The sequence below is a fragment of the Paenibacillus sp. E222 genome, assembly GCF_013401555.1.
In the GTDB taxonomy this organism is placed as follows: domain Bacteria; phylum Bacillota; class Bacilli; order Paenibacillales; family Paenibacillaceae; genus Paenibacillus.
In genome coordinates this window covers 6993485-7012892 of sequence record NZ_CP058552.1, presented here as the reverse complement: position 1 = coordinate 7012892, position 19408 = coordinate 6993485, and the positions used below count along the sequence as shown (strand labels likewise).

Here is a 19408-nt window from a genome sequence, read left to right as displayed (position 1 = left end):
GAAGTTGGGTGAGGCCAGACAGGCGTTAACGGACTACACCGTATATACGCTATCCCAGAAACAGCGGATGGTCTGCATGCTGATTAGTGGTTTGTTGTTCTTTGGTGTCGGTATTCTGTTCTATCATCACTGGTTGGCCGGACTGATATTGGCTGCGGGGTGTATATGGGTACCAAAACACTGGACAGAAGTACTGCTGGAACGAAGAAGAATGACTCTCAGTTTGCATTTTAAGCAGGCATTATATGCGTTGTCCTCCGCGCTGGCTGCGGGAAAATCGGTAGAGAACGGTTTTAAGGAATCCGTGGAGGATCTGCGCATGCTGAACCCTGAGGCCGATACGGATCTCATTCGGGAATTCACCATTCTGAGGACGCGGATGGAATATGGTCAGCCCATTGAAGAGGCACTGCAAGACTTCTCGGACCGGGCCAAAATCGAGGATATCACAAACTTTGCCGATGTGTTCATCACTTGTAAGCGAACGGGTGGAGATCTGGTCGAAGTGGTGAGGCGAACCTCTGCGGTCATTGGTGAGAAGCTGGATATTCAGCAGGACATCATGGTAGCGGTGGCACAGAAAAAGTTTGAATCCAAAGTGATGTTTGCCGCTCCATTTATTTTTCTGATTTTTCTAAACTTTACGGCCAAGGATTTTATGGAGCCGTTATACAGCGGGATGGGATATATGATCTCCAGCGGGGCATTGGCATTACTCGCCTGCTGTTATTTGTGGATTACACGCATTATGGATATCAAAGTATAAGGAGCTGACACGATGCTGCTTCCCGTTATTTTCGGAGGGGTGCTCGGAGCAGGGTGGCTGGTGCTGGATCGAACGCGTGGGCAGACCTACCGACATTTGCGCAAACTGGATATGGAAGGATTACGTCTGAAGAAGCTGCATGGTCCCTTTTTGTTTTTAATGGACAAGTTCGAAGTGGGCCGCAGATTACCTGTACTCATGTTCCGTATGCAGCATGCCATTCAGAAAATGTATGGCATACAGCATAGTGGCGAGAAAACGATGCTCTACTGTGCTGAAATGCTGACTTACTCGTGGCTGATGTTGCTCGTAGGCTGCCTTTTGTCGCTCGTTGGGGATATGGGACTTGGCGGTATGGTAGGTGGATTGGCACTGGGTGTTGCACTGCCCTTCGCCCTTTATAAAGACCTTAACACCAAAGTACAGCGAAGAGATCAGGACATACTCATGGAGCTGCCGGAGTTGTTGAACCGCATTGTTCTGCTGGTTGGTGCGGGAGAAACGGTGCAGCGTGCCATTGTTCACTGTGTAGCCAGTCAGGGAGAACGGAATCATCCCCTCTATAATGAGCTGCGAAAGATGGTTGGGGATTGGAACAACGGTTATTCGTTTCAACAATCCTTTGAACAGTTCAGTCGTCGGTGTGGTGTACAGGAAGTGACGATTTTTACAACAACAGTGCTGCTGAATTTTCGGCGAGGGGGAGGTGACTTTGTACTGGCGCTGCGGGATCTGTCCCATGTGTTGTGGGAAAAACGCAAGGCCGTTAGTCGGGCTAAGGGAGAACAGGCTTCTTCCAAACTGGTGTTTCCGATGGTATTGATCTTTTTTTCGATTGTCGTGATGATCGGGGCACCTGCTTTTATGATGATGAATATGTAGGAGGAATTGGGATGCTGGAATTGATGAAAAGCAAAGTAACAGAATTTTGGAAGGAAGAGGACGGGCTGGGTACGCTGGAGCTGATTCTGATCATCGGCGTTATTATCATTATTGCATTAATATTCAAGGATCAAATTAAAAAATTGGTAGAAAGACTGTTAACGAATGTGAGCAATAGAAGTAATGAGTTTTTCGAATAACCAATTCAAAAAGGAAGAAGGGAGCTTCACCATTGAAGCTTCCCTGGTCTTCCCTATCGTGTTGTTTATTCTCGTCTTGATCCTCTTTTTCTCCATGTACATGTATCAGAAAACATTTCTGAACCAACATGCGTATGCAGCTTCTGAACGTGCCGCCTACAGCTGGGACAACAGCCACAAGCAGGCGATGACGGGTGAAGTTGTGGCTGGGGAATATGACAACCTGTACTGGAGACTGACCGATGATCGATTGCTTGGAGCACTGTTTGGTTGGGCGGGAGCGGACAATGAGGTTATTGTGTCTGTACCTGCGGGGGAAGGTGGAAGTCTATCGGAAAAGAAACTGTCCCAAGCCGCACAAGGCATGCCTTCTGGCATGAACGGGACAATAGAATATCAGAACTCGCTGATCCAACGAAAAGTTACAACCAAGCTGGAGCAGGTGATTTCTTTACCGCTGCCTTCTTTTTTATTCGATTCAGGTAACAGTGTATTAACACAAGGATCTTCAGCAGTTGTAGAACCGAGTGAATTCATCCGAACGGTGGATCTGGTCCGTTATTATGCGGCCAAGTTTAAAGGCAAGGGCGGAGCCGCAGCCAGTACTGCCGCTGAAGCGGGACAGGTTGTACAGTATTTTGGCAAAACCAAAAAATGAGGAGAGGAGGAGGAAACACTGTTCAGAAAAAAAGACGGTGAATCAGGAGCCGTAACCGTGTTCTTGATCTTGATTTTGGCTGGAATGTTTATGTTTGTTTCCATTTTCATTGATTATGCACGTATTGCAGCTTTCAAAGTACAGGCAGAACGAATGACGCATGCAGCGATGAGATCTGTGATGTCAGCCTATGATACTTCCTTGCGGGAGTATGGTCTATTTGGATACGGTGACAGCAGTGGTGAGGCCATTATGGCCAAAGTGCTGAATGATAGTGTGAAGCCCTCGGCTGTGAAAGATGGTTTTCCCATTCTGGATATCCAATGGGATACGACTTCACTAAGCATGGAGCGTGAACTGGGCAGATACGATATTTTTAATCGCCAGATTCAGGAGGATATGAAATATCGTGCGCCGGTTGATTTTACCCTGGAAGTGGTCAATCGTTTTAAGCCGATGTCAGAAGAGATGAAAGAAGCTGCTCATACTGTTGATCTGCTCAAGAAATTGCAGAAACTGTATGACAAACGTGAGGAATTGCTGGACGAAGCAATAGCCAATCAGACGGAATCTGCCGATAAGCTGAAGGGTCTGCCCGCACTGATCATGAATCCGCCTTCCTCTGCCATTTACGATGAGATGTTAAGAGAGACGCCAGAGACAGCTGCTGAAGTAGCAGCGCGTTATGCGGATTATCTAAACAAGAAACAAATGGATGAAGGACTGCCATTCAACCAGCAACAGTACATGCTAGAGCTGGCTCGTTATCGGACAGGTGTGGGGAATGTGGCGACAGGCATAAGCATGATCATACAACCAGCATTGCAGGCTCACCAGACAAAATTGGAGGAAGCCCAGGCCAAGATTGAAGAAGCTCGCCAGATCAATGAGGAAATGAAGCGTGTAATCGCTGAGGGGGAGAACCGTTCACAGAATGCCAGTTATGAAAAAGTAGGCAACTCAACACTGCCTGGGACGAGTCCTCCGTCTACCGGATCGGGAAGTGAAGCCAAAAGTACACGCTCCCTTGCTTCTGAACTTGTAAGAGCTGACACATTATTCGATCAGTTAAATGCACGTGTACGCTCACAAAATTCGGATTTTACCAATGTCAGAAATGACAGTATGGAGCTTAATATGCAGCTTCGTTCGGTTACGGTAATGAGTGGTGTTTCCATTAAACCAGCGGTTAGACAGGCTAGTCAGGTCACGGAACAATACATGGACACTTACGTAAGAAGTGGTCCCTCCAATGTCATTCTTCAAAGCAAACAGCTGTTGGAGAGCGGTCGTGGCTCCGATGCCCAGCGCAAAGCGAATGATAAGGAATCCAAAGGGAAGTTGAAGGAAGTTAAACGCATATTATCGCAAATCGAAAAGGGGAGCTCCGGCTCCATGGAAGCCTTTAAACAACTGGAGGAGTACTACAACGCCAACATCGCTTTTAACCAAGCGAGCCGTGAGGAAGCCCAGAAGGCAAAGATTGCTGGCGATCCGTATGACTCTGGTGGTGATGCCATGAACGGAATGGACAGTTTGTTCGGCGGGATGTCCAATTTGCTGGATAGTCTTGGCGATGAATTGTTTCAGAATGAGTATGCACTGGCATATTTCAACTCGATGGATTTTGGACAGCTGCTGAGCTGGACTGAAGGTAGTGGAGATGCTGGTGAAGTGTTTAAACTGGAAAATCAGGAACTGGAGTATATTATCTATGGTTTTCATAATCCTTCGGGGAATATGGCGGCTGCATATGCGGAGATCTTTGGTATGCGTCTGGCGATTCGAACTGCAGAAGGATTAATTGAAAATAGCAAGCTGGGGAATCCACTACTTGTATTATCTGCTGCGATTTTATACGGAATTACAAACGCTATAGCAGATATGGTGAAATTGGCTAAAGACGGCAGTGTGGAATTGTCCAAATATATCAAAGTCAAGCTTACATACAGGGACCATCTCCGTTTGTTCCTATTAATGCATAGCAACAATGAACGCAAAATGTCCAGAATGTTGGCTTTGATCCGATTGAATACCGGAGTGAATCCGGATGAGAAGCAGACATACGCTTCAGGAAACATGCGCAGTAGTATCAAATTGTGGTTTTTACCTGGAGTCACAAGAAGTATAGGTGCTGTCATGGGTAGTGCAGACCAGGTAGAAGATGGGCGATTTTTCATAGATCGGAAGGCCGATTATTCCTATTGAATAATCCGGGTTGTTTCGTGGAGGGATTATGGATAAGCAGCATCAGCAGGAAAAAAAATTGGCACGTTTACAGAATCAACTTACACGAGTGCGTAGATTGGAAAGATTGAAGTCTCTGACTGAGCAGATACATTCTATTCCCAAGGTGCGTTTTCCAAAAAAAGAATGTTCTCCAAGAAAGACGGATTCATCAGAAAAGGAAATAGGCAGCATCGTTTTGGAAGCCTCGCTGGTTTTGCCTGTATTCCTGTTCTTTGTCATGTTCCTGATTTACATCGTGCAGATGACGTTGGTATCAACAGCGTTGCAGAGCACGGCAGGTGAGGCGGTAAAGCAGTTATCCACCCAAATATATCCCGTATCCCTTGTGTTCACACCCTCTGATTCCGCGGGTAGTGAAAGCTCAGAGGGGGGATGGAAAATACCGGAGCTGTCACTGACGGAATGGGCCGAAGAGTATGCCTCTTCACTGCCGGAGCCACTCAGTAATTGGGTTCGTGCAGCTGCTGCCAGAGGTGAACAACCGTTACAGGAAATCAAGACATCCGTTCTTGAGACGGTGCTTGATCCGACCGTTAAGCCGCTGCTCAAGCCTTTTATTAATACTTCTCTACTGGATGTAGAGCGTGTGCATGTTAATGGTATTTCCATACCTGATCTCAAAAATAAAACGAATCCTTACTTTCGGCTTGAATTGAGCTATGAATTGCCTGTTAAAGTCCCCTTTTTAGGGAAGTCTTTACGTATTCAAGCTGCTGCGGCAGAACGGGTGTGGATTGGAGATACCGGAGAAGGCTCCAATAGTAGTGGAGGAGACGCGGATTCAGCTGGAGCAGCAACCGTGTTATCCAAGCCGGAGCCAGCATACATAGGCAACAACGCGACCATTAAGGTCAAAGTGGAGCCTGGGGCTACAGCGAATCTTACGATATTTTACAAGTCCGGTGAAAGTTCAGCCAAACATATCGGATGGGCAACTGCCGACGAAAATGGTGTGATTGAGTGGAACTGGTTTGTCGGTACACGTACTACAGAAGGCACATGGACATTTGTTGTAGAGACAGCGGAGGGTGCCAAGACGGTGACTGAGTTTAATGTGGCTTCCAGAAAATAAGGAGGGAGATGATGGAGGTGGAGTGGTTTTACTGGGCCTGTGGTCTATATGTGATTGCGGCTTTTGTTACAGATGTTCGTTCAATGAAAATCCCAAATCGTTTGACTTTGCCAGTAACTGTCGCGGGAGTGCTGGCCCATATTATTTGGGGAGGATGGGAGGGGTTTCTGTTCTCTGCAGCCGGATTCGTGATAGGGTTCGGTGTGTTATTTCTAATGTATCTGATTGGGGCAGTGGGTGCGGGAGATGTTAAATTGTTTGGAGGAATTGGAGTTTGGACAGGACTGGCCTTTGGCGTTCACGTTATTATTTACTCCGTTTTGTATGCAGGGGCAATTGGATTAATTATTCTCTTGTTCCGCAGGGATTCTGCAAAGCGCATTCGCGGCATGGCAGGGAATCTTGCCGGTTTCTTCATGCTCGGTTCGCTCAAACTGGTTCATCATGAAAAGACATTGAAGTTTCCTTTTATGCTGGCCGTATTGCCGGGATTCATTAGCGCCTATATCTACATGACTTAATTAAGCAATGGAAAGAGAGGATTGGCATGTATGGATTAACGAGAGATTTCATTCGAAACGGCGGGTCGTTTATGGTTTTGGAGAAAGTGGAAGGGTTGCGAATGGACGAACTGAGCCGTGTGCAGATGGGCATGTTGTCTTCCAATCAAATTCCTCGACTTCTTCCAATTCATATTCGAGAGGTAGACCGAAATGTAACGTTACAATATGATATTTCAGGATATAAGATGTTACCTCAGATGTTGAAGTCAGGAAAAATCAAGCTGCGTGTGTTATATGGACTATTGTTTCAGCTGGCAGACACGTTTACGGAATGTAGACAATATATGTTGGATTCACGCAAATTACAGATTCAGGAAGAGTACATATTTATTAATGGTTCACTTGAACTGGGAGAACTTGGTTTGGTATACATCCCGATTGTTGATGCAATTGAGAGTGATCCGACGCCTCAGCAATTCCGCGAACTGGTTATTAGGCTGATGGCCCATGTTCAGGAACTTCAAGGCGAAGGGATTCAGCGTGTCCTCCAGCTATGTGACAGTGAACAATGGGATATCAGACAGCTGCGTGAACTTTTGCTTGAGTTATATGCAGATGAGCAGAGCGGTTCAGGACAGGCATCATTTATGTCTTCTCGTGGGTCATCCGGGTTAACTGACAGTAAATTAGGAATTCAATTTTCTGTGATCCCAGAGCAGGGACATGAGTCGTTTTCCAATAGAAGTGGGCAAGACCAGTATCGTCAGTTAGATCGAAACGGCGAAGCTGGGCAGCACTTGAAATCAAATCATCAACCTTGGGTATCTACTGGGGAGGAAGACAAACCGCTTAACAAACCCTTTTCAGGATTATCCGGCAGACGTTCACCCATAGAGTCCTCATTACAAGCGAAAGGTGTTACAACGAATCCGTCACAGCGTCAAACGTTTGATTCATTACAGGATGATGATATGGAAAAGGACGAGAAGCAGGCATCTTCCAAAACGACCTACATCCTTCTGGGCTGTATGATTGCCACGGCATTGGTATGGAGATTCATCTATATGGAACAACCAGGGCAGACACAAATGATTCTATCCGCAGCATTAAGTGCTGGGTTGCTTGGGATTGCAGGTTGGGCATGGGTGACCAAAGGGAAATTTGGAAATTCGAAATCCAATCGGCTACGCCAAAATATGCCGAATGAAGAATATACAGATAACGAATTACAGGAGGGGTCATCCAATAAGCGATCTGTTTTTTTTGGCTTGGGTAGAGGCAAAGATAAGCAGAAAGAAAGCGAAGAAGAGATGTTTCAGGAGAGCTGGCGTTGGAATGCATCTGAAATGTCACCCGAAGATAACACGTATGCACAAGGTTACACGAGTCAACAGAGCTCTGGTGATATGAAGAGTGCTCAATCAGAACGGGGGGAATTTTATGAATCCAGGTCATCTGTAGCAGGAAATTCTCGCTTTCATAATCTACATATACCATCTGAAGCATCCGATGAACCTTTCATTCAGCATACTGTCGAAGCCATGGCAGCAACATCGGAACTTGTGCGTCATCATGCGGCGGCTGATGCAACTGTAAACTTGCAGAGTGTTGCCGGCGGAGGCTTAACAGGTGCAAGTCCAGTTGTACCTTCCTTTTATCTTGAACGCAGATCAGCAAGCGGAGACAAACATGAACGGATGGATGTCCGTGGAGCATCGTTTGTTATTGGTCGATCGGCGGACATGGTCCAGTGGGTAGATTCAGCAACCGGCGTGTCCCGTGCTCATGTGGAATTGAGCCGGAACAAATCGGGCTATGTTATCAAGGATTTGGGTTCCGTGAATGGAACTATTCTCAAGGGCAATGTTCTTGCTCCGTACAAAGAATATCCACTTGAAGATGGAGATACCTTTACGTTGGCTGAGTCTGTTTATACGTATCGATCAGTCGGATAGACCCCGGTGTTTAAGATCTTCAAGTGCTTCGGTTAATGTAGGGAAGGTGAACTGGAATCCGTGATCCAACGCTTTTTGCGGGATAACCCGCTGCCCTTGCAGCAGCACGACAGAGAGTTCTCCAACCAGTGTTTTGATCAGAATTGCGGGTACAGGGAACCAGTGCGGACGATGATACACTTTGCCTACCGTTCGTCCGAATTCATCGTTGGTAACGGGGTTAGGCGAAGAGGCGTTCACCGGACCGGAGATTTCTTTATTGTGGATCGTGAAATCAATCAAACGCACAATATCCATAATATGAATCCAACTGGTCCACTGTTTGCCGCTTCCCACCCTGCCCCCAACACCAAGCATATAAGGAAGTTTCATTAATGGAAATGCCCCTTTTTTATGACCAAGCACGAGGCTGACGCGGATTTTCACGAGTCTCACATGTTTGATGGCATCAGCAGCAACTTCCCATTGCTCAGAGACGCGGGATGGAAAATTCATCGATTTTTGTGGACTGTTCTCATCAAATGTTTCTGTGGGAGAGGTGCCATAGATTGCCATGGCAGATGCCTGTACGACCACCTCCGGCTTGTGCTCCAGTGAATTCACCAATTTGGCTACGCGCGCTACAGTAGTCACTCTGGATTCAACGATCTCCAGTTTCGCCTTGGTTGTCCAACGTTGATTCAACGTTTCCCCGGCGAGATTCACCAGGGCATCCATTCCTTCCAGCAAATGAGGCTGTTCCTCTACCTGTTCCCATGAGATATAAGTAAGGTTTTGGCTGGGATTATGTAAATTCGGCAGTTTGCGTGTAATAACTTTCACATGATGGCCTGTCTGAAGCCAGTAATCAACGAGCGCTCCTCCGACAAAACCGGTACCTCCACAAATCGCAATCTTCATCTTGGCGCCCCCCTTGTTATTTTGACTGTACTGACATGTATTGCTGGATCGACAAACAGCCCCGGGCGGTAAGCACTGCCTTGCTGGGGATGACTTACCTGACGGAGCATGTTTGCACATATGTAAGCCTGATACATGTTCGGCTGAATTCATTGATCTATTTATTCATCAAATGTTTATAAGGCGAATAGTCAATTTGGTTCTTCTCCAGAAATTTCACCAGAAACTTATTATCCCGCTTCGGTGTGGCTATAATGTATCCTTTAATGCAATGATCTCTGGATACTTCAGGTGCATTATTTTCGTACGCAATTTTACCGATTTCTGCTGCGATGGAATGTTTGGCGATATCTCGAAATGGGCCTGGAACGGGCTCTACAAGCTGGTCGAGAAAAGCTTTTGCTTCATCTGTCCATAAATGACGGCTGGTTTCAACCCAGTGGTTCTGCCAATCGAGTTTGGATTTCCCGTCTGCCTTCGGAAGCACTTTCAAAAACTTGCGCATCATAAAAAATCCGCCAACACACATACTTCCAAGCAAAAGAACGGTCCAAAATGCGATCGTGTTCATAAACCAATTGCTGGGGGAACTAACGGTCAACGTCAAAGCGTAGGAGTCGAAAATCATTGCGGAGTCACCTCGGATTATTGATTTTCACGGAAAGACGGATTCCGCCCACCCATGTTCCAAATTACAGCTGTAAAAAATAGCCTATATCCCGAATTATAGCGCATTTCTAGATTTATTTCGATAATCGCGTTAGAATAAGGGATAATTCAGAAAAAGGGGGATTAATGATGCTTAAAATCGGCTCCCATGTGTCCTTTTCGGACAAGGGATTATTGAGTGCAACGAAGGAAGCGTCCTCGTACGGTTCCAGTTCGTTTATGATATATACGGGTGCACCGCAAAATACCCGCCGCAAGCCTATTGAGTCCATGTTTATTGAGGAAGGCAAGCTTGCGATGCAAGAGAGCGGAATGGAAGATATCGTTGTCCATGCGCCATACATTATTAACCTCGGATCATACAAAGAAAACACGTATGAACTGGCCGTAAGTTTCCTTCAGGAAGAGATCCGTCGTACACATGCGATTGGTGTCAAAAATATCGTGCTGCATCCCGGCGCATTTACGGACAAGGATGCTCACTACGGCATCGGACGTATTGCTGAAGGCTTGAATGAAGTGCTGGACGGAGTGAAAGAGACGGATGTGAATATCGCTCTGGAAACGATGGCCGGCAAAGGAACTGAAATGGGCCGCAGCTTCGAAGAAATTGCTCAGATCATGGAGAAGGTTACACACAATGAACGCCTTACTGTATGTATGGATACATGTCACATTCACGATGCGGGTTATGATATCGTGAACGACCTGGACGGTGTTCTTGAACAATTTGATCGTACGGTAGGGCTTGACCGCATTGCCGTAATGCATATTAATGATAGTAAGAACCCTGTGGGTGCGCACAAGGACCGTCATACACCGATTGGCTCCGGCTGGATTGGTTTTGAAGCCATTAACCGTGTCGTGCATCACGAGGCTCTTCAAGGGCGTCCGTTTATTTTGGAAACGCCTTGGATTGGTAAAGAAGCCAAAACTCAGCGTCCTATGTATGAAGCAGAGATTGCATTGCTACGCGGGGATGTTGCTGGTCGATTTGGTCCCGAATTTCTGACAGAAGTGGAACAACTGCATCATTTCTTCAAAGGAAAAGAGATCGAGTCCCGTTCATATGTTCTGGATATCTGGACATTGCTCAAGAATGATGCCAAAGCGAAAAAAGCCGATCCACGTGAGCCGTTGGAACGTCTGTATGACCTCGTGGCTGAAGCCGCATTGTTCCCGCACTTGAATGAAGAACAACTGAATCAACGTTTGATCGCCTGGCTTGCAGGCAAAGAAATTTTTGTCACGGCCTAGTTGAAGGAGGAAAATTAACCCGATGGAGATTCACGCTAAACAAGTACGACCTGATGTTAAAAACCGCGCCGATCGGGCGCGGATGCTTATTTCCTGTCCGGATGGACCGGGAATTGTTGCCGCAGTATCCCATTTCTTGCACCAGCATGGTGCAAACATTGTACAGTCGGACCAATACACAATGGACCCGGCTGGCGGCATGTTTTTTATGCGGATTGAGTTCGATCTTCCACAATTATCGGTGAACCTGCCCAAGCTGGAAGCTGATTTTGAAGAAGTGGCAAGCCGTTTCAAAATGGATTGGAGCCTTTCTGCGGTTAGCCGCAAGAAGAAACTTGCCATCTTTGTATCCAAGGAGGATCACTGTCTGGTTGAGCTGTTGTGGCAATGGCAGGCTGGCGATCTGGATGCAGACATCGCGCTTGTCGTGAGCAATCATCTGGATATGAAGGATTATGTAGAATCATTTGGCATTCCTTATCACCATATTCCGGTTACAGCAGATACGAAGAAGGAAGCGGAACAACGTCAGTTGGACGTCATTGGCAATGATATCGATGTAATTATTCTTGCGCGTTACATGCAAATCATTTCCCCGATGTTCATTGAGCATTACCGCAATCGCATAATTAACATTCATCACTCATTTCTGCCTGCCTTTGTCGGCGGTAAACCGTATGCCCAAGCGTACAACCGAGGTGTCAAAATTATCGGTGCGACGGCTCACTATGTTACGGAAGAGCTGGATGGCGGACCGATCATTGAGCAGGACGTTCAGCGTGTAAGCCACGGGGATGATGTAACCGAGTTGAAACGCATTGGACGTACCATTGAGCGTGTAGTTCTTGCTCGTGCGGTCAAATGGCATGTTGAAGACCGTGTACTGGTTCATGAAAATAAAACCGTTGTATTTTAAGCTAATGCTTTAATACTGCGCAAGGTTGATTCGGAAAGATGCAGTTCAGTTCTATTCCGAAAAAAAGAAAAGGCGGTTCCCTATTCATGTCTGAACGGGGGATCGCCTTTTTGGTTGTGTTTCCGTAGATGACCGCACCAGCCAAGGACCACGCCAAATAACAGATGCCCTGCCAACCAGTAAAGAATCGCTTTTATATCATATAGATCAGGCACACGACTCGAAAGCTGGGAGAGCGGTATATATAGCAGGGAAGATAGAACTCCAATCAGGATGCCTTTGAATATCGGATGACCTGAACGCTGAATCCACCATATGTAGAAGATGCCAATGATTATGGAAACGATAAGATGCAGCACAAATTCGATGTATTCAGGTAATGTGGGCGGAAGCCATGGAACAAAATCAATGTTCAGCAGCAAGGTATAGACTTTTTCACCAGTGTAGGTCTGAATAGCCTTTAAAAAGAACCCGAGCACCAGTCCGGATGTAAGACCTGTTAAAACCCCGGCCTTCCAGGGTAATATGTGCTTTAGCGAATTTGTTGACTTAGCCAAATGTTCCGGCATATGCGAACCCTCCTTTCCATATGAAGTACAGCCTGATGTGCATAAAAGTCCGATTTTTCCAATCATGATCAAGGACCATTATATGCAAAATCAACTTCAATATCTAAAAAGAGTATGGTTTTCCGCTTAAAGGTTATACTTCATCCGATGGATTTGCGATGCTGGCTGAGCTAGAAGATATGCTGAAATGCTCAGTATGACACTCTTTTTGCGCAACTGGAAACAAATCCCTCGTCATAAACAGCCGAATTTTCCCGATCTTCTAAAAGAAGGTTATGGAAAACCTTCACGCCAAGTGATACAATACAAAAGTGAATAAGTCAAAATGAAACACTCAAGCGGATTCACTTATTGTGAAATTCGGTTTGCTTGTATGATGAGAGGGATTCGCTTGCGCAACCCGACTTATCTAAAGACATGAGGAGGACAAACCATGACTGACAAGAACGAAGCGATTCAAAAGGAAGAGAACAACACCATCGACAATCTGTCAATCACTACCGTACGTACACTGGCGATTGATGCAATCGAGAAGGCAAATTCCGGACACCCGGGAATGCCTATGGGCTCCGCTCCAATGGGGTACCAACTTTTTGCAAAAACGATGACACATAACCCGGACCACCCAACTTGGGTTAACCGGGACCGTTTTGTCCTGTCCGCAGGACATGGCTCCATGTTGCTGTACAGCTTGCTTCACCTGAGCGGGTATGACCTGCCTATGGAAGAATTGAAACAGTTCCGCCAATGGGGAAGCAAAACGCCGGGTCACCCGGAATTCGGACATACTGCAGGCGTTGACGCAACAACTGGACCACTGGGCCAAGGTATTGCAATGGCTGTAGGTATGGCTATGGCTGAAGCTCAACTGGGCGCAACATACAATAAAGACAAATTCAACGTAATCGACCACTACACTTACGCAATCTGTGGTGACGGTGACTTGATGGAAGGCGTATCCCATGAATCAGCTTCCCTGGCTGGACGTTTGCACCTGGGTAAATTGATCATGTTGTTCGACTCCAATGACATCACGTTGGATGGTAAATTGAATCTGTCTTCTTCCGAAAGCATTGCGAAGCGTTTTGAAGCTTACGGCTGGCAAGTACTGCGCGTTGAAGATGGTAACGATCTGCCTGCAATCCAAAAAGCAATCGAGGAAGGTCAAGCAGATACGCTTCGTCCTACACTGATTGAAGTTAAAACTGTAATTGGTTACGGTAGCCCGAACAAACAAGGTAAAGGCGGCCACGGCGGTACTCACGGATCTCCACTGGGTGCAGACGAAGCCAAATTGACCAAAGAGTTTTACAAATGGGTTTACGAGGAAGATTTCCACGTTCCAACTGAAGTTCGCGAACACTTTGCACAAGTGAAAGATCGTGGTATCTCTGCAAACAAAGCATGGGACGAGAAATTTGCCGAGTACAAAAAAGCATTCCCTGAGCTGGCAGCTCAATTCGAAACGGCAATCAATGGCGACCTTCCAGAAGGTTGGGATCGTGATCTGCCTAAATATGCAGCAACAGACAAAGCTGTATCCACTCGTGTAGCATCCGGTAATGCTCTGAACGGTTTGGCTCATAACGTGCCACAACTGACAGGTGGATCTGCTGACCTGGAAAGCTCCACAATGACTCACCTGAACAACCTGGAGAACTTCACACCTGAAGATTACTCCGGCCGCAACATCTACTTCGGTATCCGTGAATTCGGTATGGCTGGAGCAATGAACGGTATGGCACTGCACAGTGGTGTGAAAGTATTCGGAGGTACATTCTTCGTATTTACAGACTACCTGCGTCCAGCTGTTCGTCTCGCTGCCCTGATGGGTCTGCCTGTAACGTACGTCCTGACTCACGACAGTATCGCTGTTGGTGAAGACGGTCCTACTCACGAACCAATCGAGCAATTGGCATCCCTGCGCATCATTCCTAACCTGACAGTTATTCGTCCGGCTGACGGTAATGAAACTTCTGCAGCATGGGCTTATGCGCTTGAGAACAAGAGCAATCCGGTTGCACTCGTACTCACTCGTCAAAACCTGCCGATTCTGGAAGGTACCGTTGAAGGTTCCCGTGAAAACGTGAAACGTGGTGCATATGTTGTCTCTGATGCAAAAGACGGCAAAGCTGTTGCTCAAATCATCGCGACAGGTTCCGAAGTGCAGCTGGCTGTCAAAGCTCAAGCAGCACTTGCTGAACAAGGCATCCAAGTTCGCGTAATCAGCATGCCGAGCTGGGATCTGTTCGAGAAACAGGACAAAGCATACAAAGAATCCGTCCTGCTTCCGGATGTTAAAGCGCGTCTGGCGATTGAAATGGCTCACCCAATGGGTTGGGAAAAATATGTCGGCGATCAAGGCGACATTCTCGGAATCAACACATTCGGTGCATCTGCGCCTGGCGACCGTGTGATCCAAGAGTACGGCTTCACCGTGGAGAACGTGGTTAGTCGCGTAAAAGCATTGCTGTAATAGCTTCATAAGCGCTGCTGTGAATGGGATGAGCTCAACTGCGAGTCCTGCCGAGCAGCAAGTGAATTCCGGCAGAGAATGGGCGGGCAATCGCCCTGATCTGTTTTGCCTTTTGTTTTCATTAACTTCAGGGGGAGCGGGTACGCATGTCACAGTTTGATCAAGTCAGTGTAGTGAAAGAGGCCAACATTTATTATGAGGGCCAGGTAACCAGCAGAACAGTTATTTTGGGGGATGGCAGCAAGGTGACTCTGGGCATTATGCTTCCAGGCAGTTATGAGTTCGGTACAGATTCCCGTGAAATTATGGAGATTCTGTCCGGCGATCTGAGAGTATTGCTTCCCGGAGAAGAAGATTGGCAAGAGATTCAAGGTCAAGCTACGTTCCACGTACCTGCCGAATCCAAATTTAAACTGGAGATACGCAGCGTTACCGACTACTGCTGTTCGTACCCGGCGGAATAATACAAGAAGGGTAACCAGAACCGCGACTCGCGGATTCGGTTAACCCTTTTTGCTTCTTAAACTCTAACGACAAAGTTCGGGCTGCAAGCTTGTCAGCCCTGTGGATTTGAAGTATCCTTAGGCTAAGTTGTTTTAGAATGGAAAACGGAAAAAATACGCTACCGATATCAGGAGGTTTTATAGATCATGGCAAAAAAAGTGAAGTTTGACTACAGCACTGCCCTGCAATTTGTCAATCAACATGAAGTGGACTATTTCGCTGAACCGATTCGTTTGGCTCACGAGCAGCTCCACAACGGAACGGGAACCGGATCGGATTATCTGGGCTGGATCGACCTGCCTACCGCTTATGACAAAGAAGAGTTCTCCCGTATTCAAAAAGCGGCTGCTAAAATCCAAAGTGATTCTGAAGTACTGATCGTTATTGGTATCGGTGGATCATACCTTGGTGCACGTGCAGCGATCGAGATGCTTACGCACTCTTTCTACAACAATCTGCCTAAAGACAAACGCAAAACGCCTGAAATCTACTTTGCAGGAAACAACATCAGCTCCACGTATGTAACTCATTTGCTGGATCTGGTTGAAGGCAAAGACTTCTCCGTTAACGTTATTTCCAAATCGGGTACAACAACGGAGCCAGCGATTGCTTTCCGTATCTTCCGTGCAGCACTGGAGAAAAAATACGGTAAAGAAGAAGCTCGCAAACGGATCTATGCAACAACAGATAAAGAGCGCGGCGCACTGAAAAAACTGGCGAATGAAGAAGGCTATGAATCCTTCATTATCCCGGATGATGTAGGTGGACGTTACTCCGTTCTGACGGCTGTAGGTTTGCTGCCAATCGCAGCAGCTGGTATCAGCATCGAAGAAATGATGCAAGGTGCGGCTGACGCTTCCAAAGAATACAGCAACCCGAACGTAGCTGAGAACGAAGCATATCAATATGCAGCTGTTCGTAACGCACTGTATCGCAAAGGTAAAGGCACAGAAATTCTCGTAAACTACGAGCCTTCCCTGCACTTTGTATCCGAATGGTGGAAACAGCTTTACGGAGAGAGTGAAGGTAAAGACTACAAAGGGATTTATCCTGCTTCCGTTGATTTCTCGACTGACTTGCACTCCATGGGTCAATTCATTCAAGAGGGTAGCCGGAACATCTTTGAAACGGTGATTCAGGTTGCTGAAGTATCGGAGCATATTTCGATCGAAGCGGATCCGGATGATCTGGATGGTCTGAATTTCCTTGAAGGTAAAACGATGGACTTCGTTAACAAAAAAGCGTTCCAAGGAACACTGCTTGCACACACAGATGGTCAAGTACCGAACTTGATTGTGAACATTCCAGATATGTCTCCATATTCTTTCGGATATCTGGTATACTTCTTTGAAAAAGCATGCGGCATTAGTGGTTACCTGCTGGGAGTCAATCCATTTGACCAACCAGGCGTGGAAGCTTACAAGAAAAATATGTTCGCTTTGCTGGGCAAACCAGGCTTTGAAGAAGAGAAAGCAGCGCTTGAAGCGAGACTTTCCGAATAATTCATCGGTCTGCTCATATAGTTAAATAAGGTAATGTAATTACATTCGGGGAGTCATTGTGAAGCAATGGTTTCCCGGATGTTAAACCAAGGCAGTTCGTCCGCGTGCGCGCGGGGAACTGCTTTCTTGTAAAATGGATCAAATTGGTGGAAAGTTGGATAGGGATGATTGAACGTTATCGCACGGTTCGAGGACCGGGCAATCTGGAAATTGTAATCAAAAAGTCGCGGTTTATCGGTCATATTATGCCGGTCACGACAGAAGAAGAAGCCAATGCTTTTATTGATGAAATCAAGAAAAAACATTGGAATGCTACTCATAACTGCTCCGCATACATGATTGGTGAGCGGGATGAGATCCAGAAGCAATCCGATGATGGCGAACCAAGCGGAACCGCTGGAAAACCGATTCTTGAAGTCATCAAAAATCAGCAATTGAAAAATGTGGCTATTGTTGTTACACGTTACTTTGGGGGAATTATGCTTGGAGCAGGTGGGTTAATTCGCGCTTATACGGATGGAGCAGTTGCAGCCATAGAAGCCGGGGAAGCGATTACCAAAGTGCTCCATCGTGAAGTGTTTGTTGAACTGGATTATACATGGCTGGGCAAAGTAGAAAATGAATTAAGGAGCCGGGAAGTCCGTACAGGTGAAACTGGGTTCACCGATAAGGTTACGTTGACTTGTCTTCCGCCGGATAGTGAAACTGAGGCATTTGTGGCCTGGATCACAGATTTGACGCAAGGGCAATCCCGGATCACGGAGGGACAGCGGCTTTATTTTATTGAAGGGGAATAAAATATATGGCTAGAAGAGCAGTCGAACAGGAGTTGTCGAGGGAGCGGATACTGGAGGCGGCGAGGCATCTTTTTATTACCAAAGGATACCGTGCCATTTCGATGCGAAGCATCGGCCAGCATCTGGGCTATAGTCATGGGTCGCTGTATTACCATTTTAAGGAAAAGGCTGAGCTGTTTTATGCCATCGTGGTTGAGGATTTCAATCATCTGGGGCATTTGCTGCTGCAAGCCATGGTCAGGCCAGTCATGGGCGGCGTGAGCAAGGTGGAACATATCATGATGGAGTTTATTCGTTTTGGTTTGGAGAATCCGTATCAGTACGAGATCATGTTCATGATTCGGGATGAGGAATTGCTATCGTATTGTCGTACGGAGCAAGGAAGATGCTTTGAATTGTTCGCCTCCATTATTCGGCAATACATGAATGAAGAGGGCTGTACAGAAGAGGATATTCAATGTGTACCACGTACGCTGTTTTTATCCATGCACGGATTCATATCGTATTATATTCAGGACCGTTTAACCTTTGCAGAGATTGAATCGGCTGCGTTATCTCATGTCAAAGTACTCTGCCGTAATCTCCAACACCAGCCTGGCGTCCAATAAGGCGCTTTTGTCGCACTCCTACACTTCAGGGCGGTGAATTGTCATAACATTAATTCTTTATAACGTTGTCTCGCGAAAGTTTTTGCGCGAAGAAGATCATTACAGGCGGGTTACATCCCTAAAATTGGGTGGGCCGCCTGTTTGTTTTTTATTTCAATCAATGGCGAATCAATAGAAAAAGGGTTGGTATGGAGCTAACCTTCCATGATTTTAAGGAAATATTCCCGTTGACGGGGACCATCAAATTCGCAAAAGTAGATGCCCTGCCATCTGCCAAGCAGTAATCTGCCCTCATGTATAATCACCGTTTGTGATGGTCCGGTTGTGATCGATTTTAAGTGAGAAGCCGTATTTCCCTCAGCATGCCGATATTCGGGATGTTCCCAAGGATACACTTCGTTCAGACGAAGCAGCACGTCATGTTTGACATCCGGGTCTGCATTTTCATTAATTGCAATGCCTGCTGTCGTATGTGGACAATATATCAATACCGTTCCATTCTGCACACCGCTGTCACGGACAACCTGCTCCACCTCCCGCGTAATATCCTTCATCTCATCCCGTCGGGATGTCGATAAATTCTTCGTATATAACATACTACTTCACTCCTTTGCTCCAAATTATGTCCTCTAGATTGTACCTTAACCATTACATACCAAACAAACCACTCAGATAAAAGGGGATCAAAGAAATCTGGGGATAACAGCGATCGGAAGGTTGTTCTGGCCGTGTAGCAGGCAGTGTAATAAGATATGAATCCATCTCATATGTACGCCGATTTTATTCAATAAAAGCATTGACGATTAGCACTGCAAACTGGTAAAGTATCAGATAAGCAAAAAACCAAGTAGACTAATGGGAATAATATTAAAGTAATAAAATCCAACTTAGGAAAATGGTTGTACCAAAACAGGAAGACTGCCG

Annotated in this window: 19 protein-coding genes; 15 read left to right on the top strand and 4 right to left on the bottom strand. The window is 46.4% G+C overall.

The window, feature by feature from the left end; genetic code table 11:
* Positions 1–4 precede the first annotated feature (4 nt).
* The 8 genes from HW560_RS31320 to HW560_RS31285 are packed head-to-tail and all read left to right on the top strand — an operon-like array spanning position 5 to position 8286.
* A complete protein-coding gene (locus HW560_RS31320; protein ID WP_257031547.1) occupies positions 5–766 on the top strand; it encodes a type II secretion system F family protein in 762 nt (253 codons plus the stop codon).
* A 12-nt stretch (positions 767–778) separates the two neighbouring features.
* Positions 779–1648, top strand: a complete 870-nt coding sequence (locus HW560_RS31315) for a type II secretion system F family protein (RefSeq protein ID WP_179265509.1) — start codon at positions 779–781, stop codon at positions 1646–1648.
* 11 nt (positions 1649–1659) lie between these two features.
* Entirely contained in the window at positions 1660–1848 is a 189-nt protein-coding gene (locus tag HW560_RS31310) for a Flp1 family type IVb pilin (protein ID WP_179265508.1), read from the top strand.
* Positions 1832–2506 carry a TadE/TadG family type IV pilus assembly protein gene (locus HW560_RS31305; RefSeq protein ID WP_179265507.1) on the top strand — a complete coding sequence of 225 codons (675 nt, stop codon included), beginning with the start codon at positions 1832–1834 and terminating at the stop codon, positions 2504–2506. Before HW560_RS31310 ends, HW560_RS31305 begins: the two co-directional genes overlap by 17 nt.
* A gap of 57 nt (positions 2507–2563) precedes the next feature.
* Positions 2564–4714, top strand: coding sequence for a hypothetical protein (locus HW560_RS31300; RefSeq protein WP_179265506.1), 2151 nt, complete (start codon positions 2564–2566; stop codon positions 4712–4714).
* Positions 4715–4742: 28 nt separating this feature from the next.
* Positions 4743–5828: a pilus assembly protein gene (locus HW560_RS31295; RefSeq protein ID WP_179265505.1), complete on the top strand. Its 1086-nt coding sequence runs from the start codon at positions 4743–4745 to the stop codon at positions 5826–5828.
* An 11-nt stretch (positions 5829–5839) separates the two neighbouring features.
* The gene (locus HW560_RS31290; RefSeq protein ID WP_179265960.1) at positions 5840–6349 is read left to right on the top strand and encodes an A24 family peptidase; all 510 of its coding nucleotides are present in this window, start codon (positions 5840–5842) and stop codon (positions 6347–6349) included.
* Between the two features lie 26 nt (positions 6350–6375).
* The gene (locus HW560_RS31285) at positions 6376–8286 is read left to right on the top strand and encodes a DUF6382 domain-containing protein (protein ID WP_179265504.1); all 1911 of its coding nucleotides are present in this window, start codon (positions 6376–6378) and stop codon (positions 8284–8286) included.
* Here HW560_RS31285 and HW560_RS31280 read toward each other — a convergent pair.
* Entirely contained in the window at positions 8275–9186 is a 912-nt protein-coding gene (locus tag HW560_RS31280; RefSeq protein WP_179265503.1) for a TIGR01777 family oxidoreductase, read from the bottom strand. The genes HW560_RS31285 and HW560_RS31280 overlap by 12 nt on opposite strands.
* A 157-nt stretch (positions 9187–9343) precedes the next feature.
* Positions 9344–9814, bottom strand: a complete 471-nt coding sequence (locus HW560_RS31275; RefSeq protein WP_179265502.1) for a DUF2621 domain-containing protein — start codon at positions 9812–9814, stop codon at positions 9344–9346.
* Between the two features lie 170 nt (positions 9815–9984).
* Here HW560_RS31275 and HW560_RS31270 point away from each other — a divergent pair, with 170 nt between their 5' ends.
* Together HW560_RS31270 and purU are read left to right on the top strand one after the other, a co-directional pair.
* Positions 9985–11112, top strand: coding sequence for a deoxyribonuclease IV (locus tag HW560_RS31270; RefSeq protein ID WP_111621346.1), 1128 nt, complete (start codon positions 9985–9987; stop codon positions 11110–11112).
* A 22-nt stretch (positions 11113–11134) separates the two neighbouring features.
* On the top strand, positions 11135–12028 hold the full coding sequence (gene purU, locus HW560_RS31265) for a formyltetrahydrofolate deformylase (RefSeq protein WP_179265501.1): 894 nt from the start codon (positions 11135–11137) through the stop codon (positions 12026–12028).
* Between the two features lie 80 nt (positions 12029–12108).
* On the opposite strand, the gene HW560_RS31260 is transcribed toward purU, so the two are convergent.
* Positions 12109–12597 (bottom strand): hypothetical protein, encoded by a 489-nt coding sequence (locus HW560_RS31260; protein ID WP_090894470.1) that lies wholly within the window; start codon positions 12595–12597, stop codon positions 12109–12111.
* Between the two features lie 433 nt (positions 12598–13030).
* Between HW560_RS31260 and tkt the strand changes: the two genes are divergently transcribed.
* From tkt to HW560_RS31235, 5 genes are all read left to right on the top strand, one after another.
* The gene (tkt, locus tag HW560_RS31255; protein WP_090894472.1) at positions 13031–15073 is read left to right on the top strand and encodes a transketolase; all 2043 of its coding nucleotides are present in this window, start codon (positions 13031–13033) and stop codon (positions 15071–15073) included.
* Positions 15074–15219: 146 nt separating this feature from the next.
* A complete protein-coding gene (locus HW560_RS31250) occupies positions 15220–15537 on the top strand; it encodes a pyrimidine/purine nucleoside phosphorylase (protein ID WP_053781719.1) in 318 nt (105 codons plus the stop codon).
* Between the two features lie 186 nt (positions 15538–15723).
* The gene (locus tag HW560_RS31245; protein ID WP_076291734.1) at positions 15724–17079 is read left to right on the top strand and encodes a glucose-6-phosphate isomerase; all 1356 of its coding nucleotides are present in this window, start codon (positions 15724–15726) and stop codon (positions 17077–17079) included.
* Positions 17080–17243: 164 nt separating this feature from the next.
* Positions 17244–17876, top strand: a complete 633-nt coding sequence (locus tag HW560_RS31240) for a YigZ family protein (RefSeq protein ID WP_072734274.1) — start codon at positions 17244–17246, stop codon at positions 17874–17876.
* A gap of 5 nt (positions 17877–17881) precedes the next feature.
* The gene (locus HW560_RS31235; protein ID WP_063564400.1) at positions 17882–18484 is read left to right on the top strand and encodes a TetR/AcrR family transcriptional regulator; all 603 of its coding nucleotides are present in this window, start codon (positions 17882–17884) and stop codon (positions 18482–18484) included.
* A 194-nt stretch (positions 18485–18678) separates the two neighbouring features.
* Here HW560_RS31235 and HW560_RS31230 read toward each other — a convergent pair whose 3' ends face one another.
* A complete protein-coding gene (locus tag HW560_RS31230; RefSeq protein WP_179265500.1) occupies positions 18679–19080 on the bottom strand; it encodes a secondary thiamine-phosphate synthase enzyme YjbQ in 402 nt (133 codons plus the stop codon).
* Positions 19081–19408 lie beyond the last annotated feature (328 nt).

Bases quoted from the DNA above. Each gene is read 5' to 3' on its own strand.
- HW560_RS31315 (WP_179265509.1), top strand. From the start codon at position 779: ATGCTGCTTCCCGTTATTTTCGGAGGGGTGCTCGGAGCAGGGTGGCTG.
- HW560_RS31310 (WP_179265508.1), top strand. From the start codon at position 1,660: ATGCTGGAATTGATGAAAAGCAAAGTAACAGAATTTTGGAAGGAAGAG.
- HW560_RS31305 (WP_179265507.1), top strand. From the start codon at position 1,832: ATGAGTTTTTCGAATAACCAATTCAAAAAGGAAGAAGGGAGCTTCACC.
- HW560_RS31295 (WP_179265505.1), top strand. From the start codon at position 4,743: ATGGATAAGCAGCATCAGCAGGAAAAAAAATTGGCACGTTTACAGAAT.
- HW560_RS31290 (WP_179265960.1), top strand. From the start codon at position 5,840: ATGGAGGTGGAGTGGTTTTACTGGGCCTGTGGTCTATATGTGATTGCG.
- HW560_RS31285 (WP_179265504.1), top strand. From the start codon at position 6,376: ATGTATGGATTAACGAGAGATTTCATTCGAAACGGCGGGTCGTTTATG.
- HW560_RS31280 (WP_179265503.1), bottom strand. From the start codon at position 9,186: ATGAAGATTGCGATTTGTGGAGGTACCGGTTTTGTCGGAGGAGCGCTC.
- HW560_RS31275 (WP_179265502.1), bottom strand. From the start codon at position 9,814: ATGATTTTCGACTCCTACGCTTTGACGTTGACCGTTAGTTCCCCCAGC.
- HW560_RS31270 (WP_111621346.1), top strand. From the start codon at position 9,985: ATGCTTAAAATCGGCTCCCATGTGTCCTTTTCGGACAAGGGATTATTG.
- purU (WP_179265501.1), top strand. From the start codon at position 11,135: ATGGAGATTCACGCTAAACAAGTACGACCTGATGTTAAAAACCGCGCC.
- HW560_RS31260 (WP_090894470.1), bottom strand. From the start codon at position 12,597: ATGCCGGAACATTTGGCTAAGTCAACAAATTCGCTAAAGCACATATTA.
- tkt (WP_090894472.1), top strand. From the start codon at position 13,031: ATGACTGACAAGAACGAAGCGATTCAAAAGGAAGAGAACAACACCATC.
- HW560_RS31250 (WP_053781719.1), top strand. From the start codon at position 15,220: ATGTCACAGTTTGATCAAGTCAGTGTAGTGAAAGAGGCCAACATTTAT.
- HW560_RS31245 (WP_076291734.1), top strand. From the start codon at position 15,724: ATGGCAAAAAAAGTGAAGTTTGACTACAGCACTGCCCTGCAATTTGTC.
- HW560_RS31240 (WP_072734274.1), top strand. From the start codon at position 17,244: ATGATTGAACGTTATCGCACGGTTCGAGGACCGGGCAATCTGGAAATT.
- HW560_RS31235 (WP_063564400.1), top strand. From the start codon at position 17,882: ATGGCTAGAAGAGCAGTCGAACAGGAGTTGTCGAGGGAGCGGATACTG.
- HW560_RS31230 (WP_179265500.1), bottom strand. From the start codon at position 19,080: ATGTTATATACGAAGAATTTATCGACATCCCGACGGGATGAGATGAAG.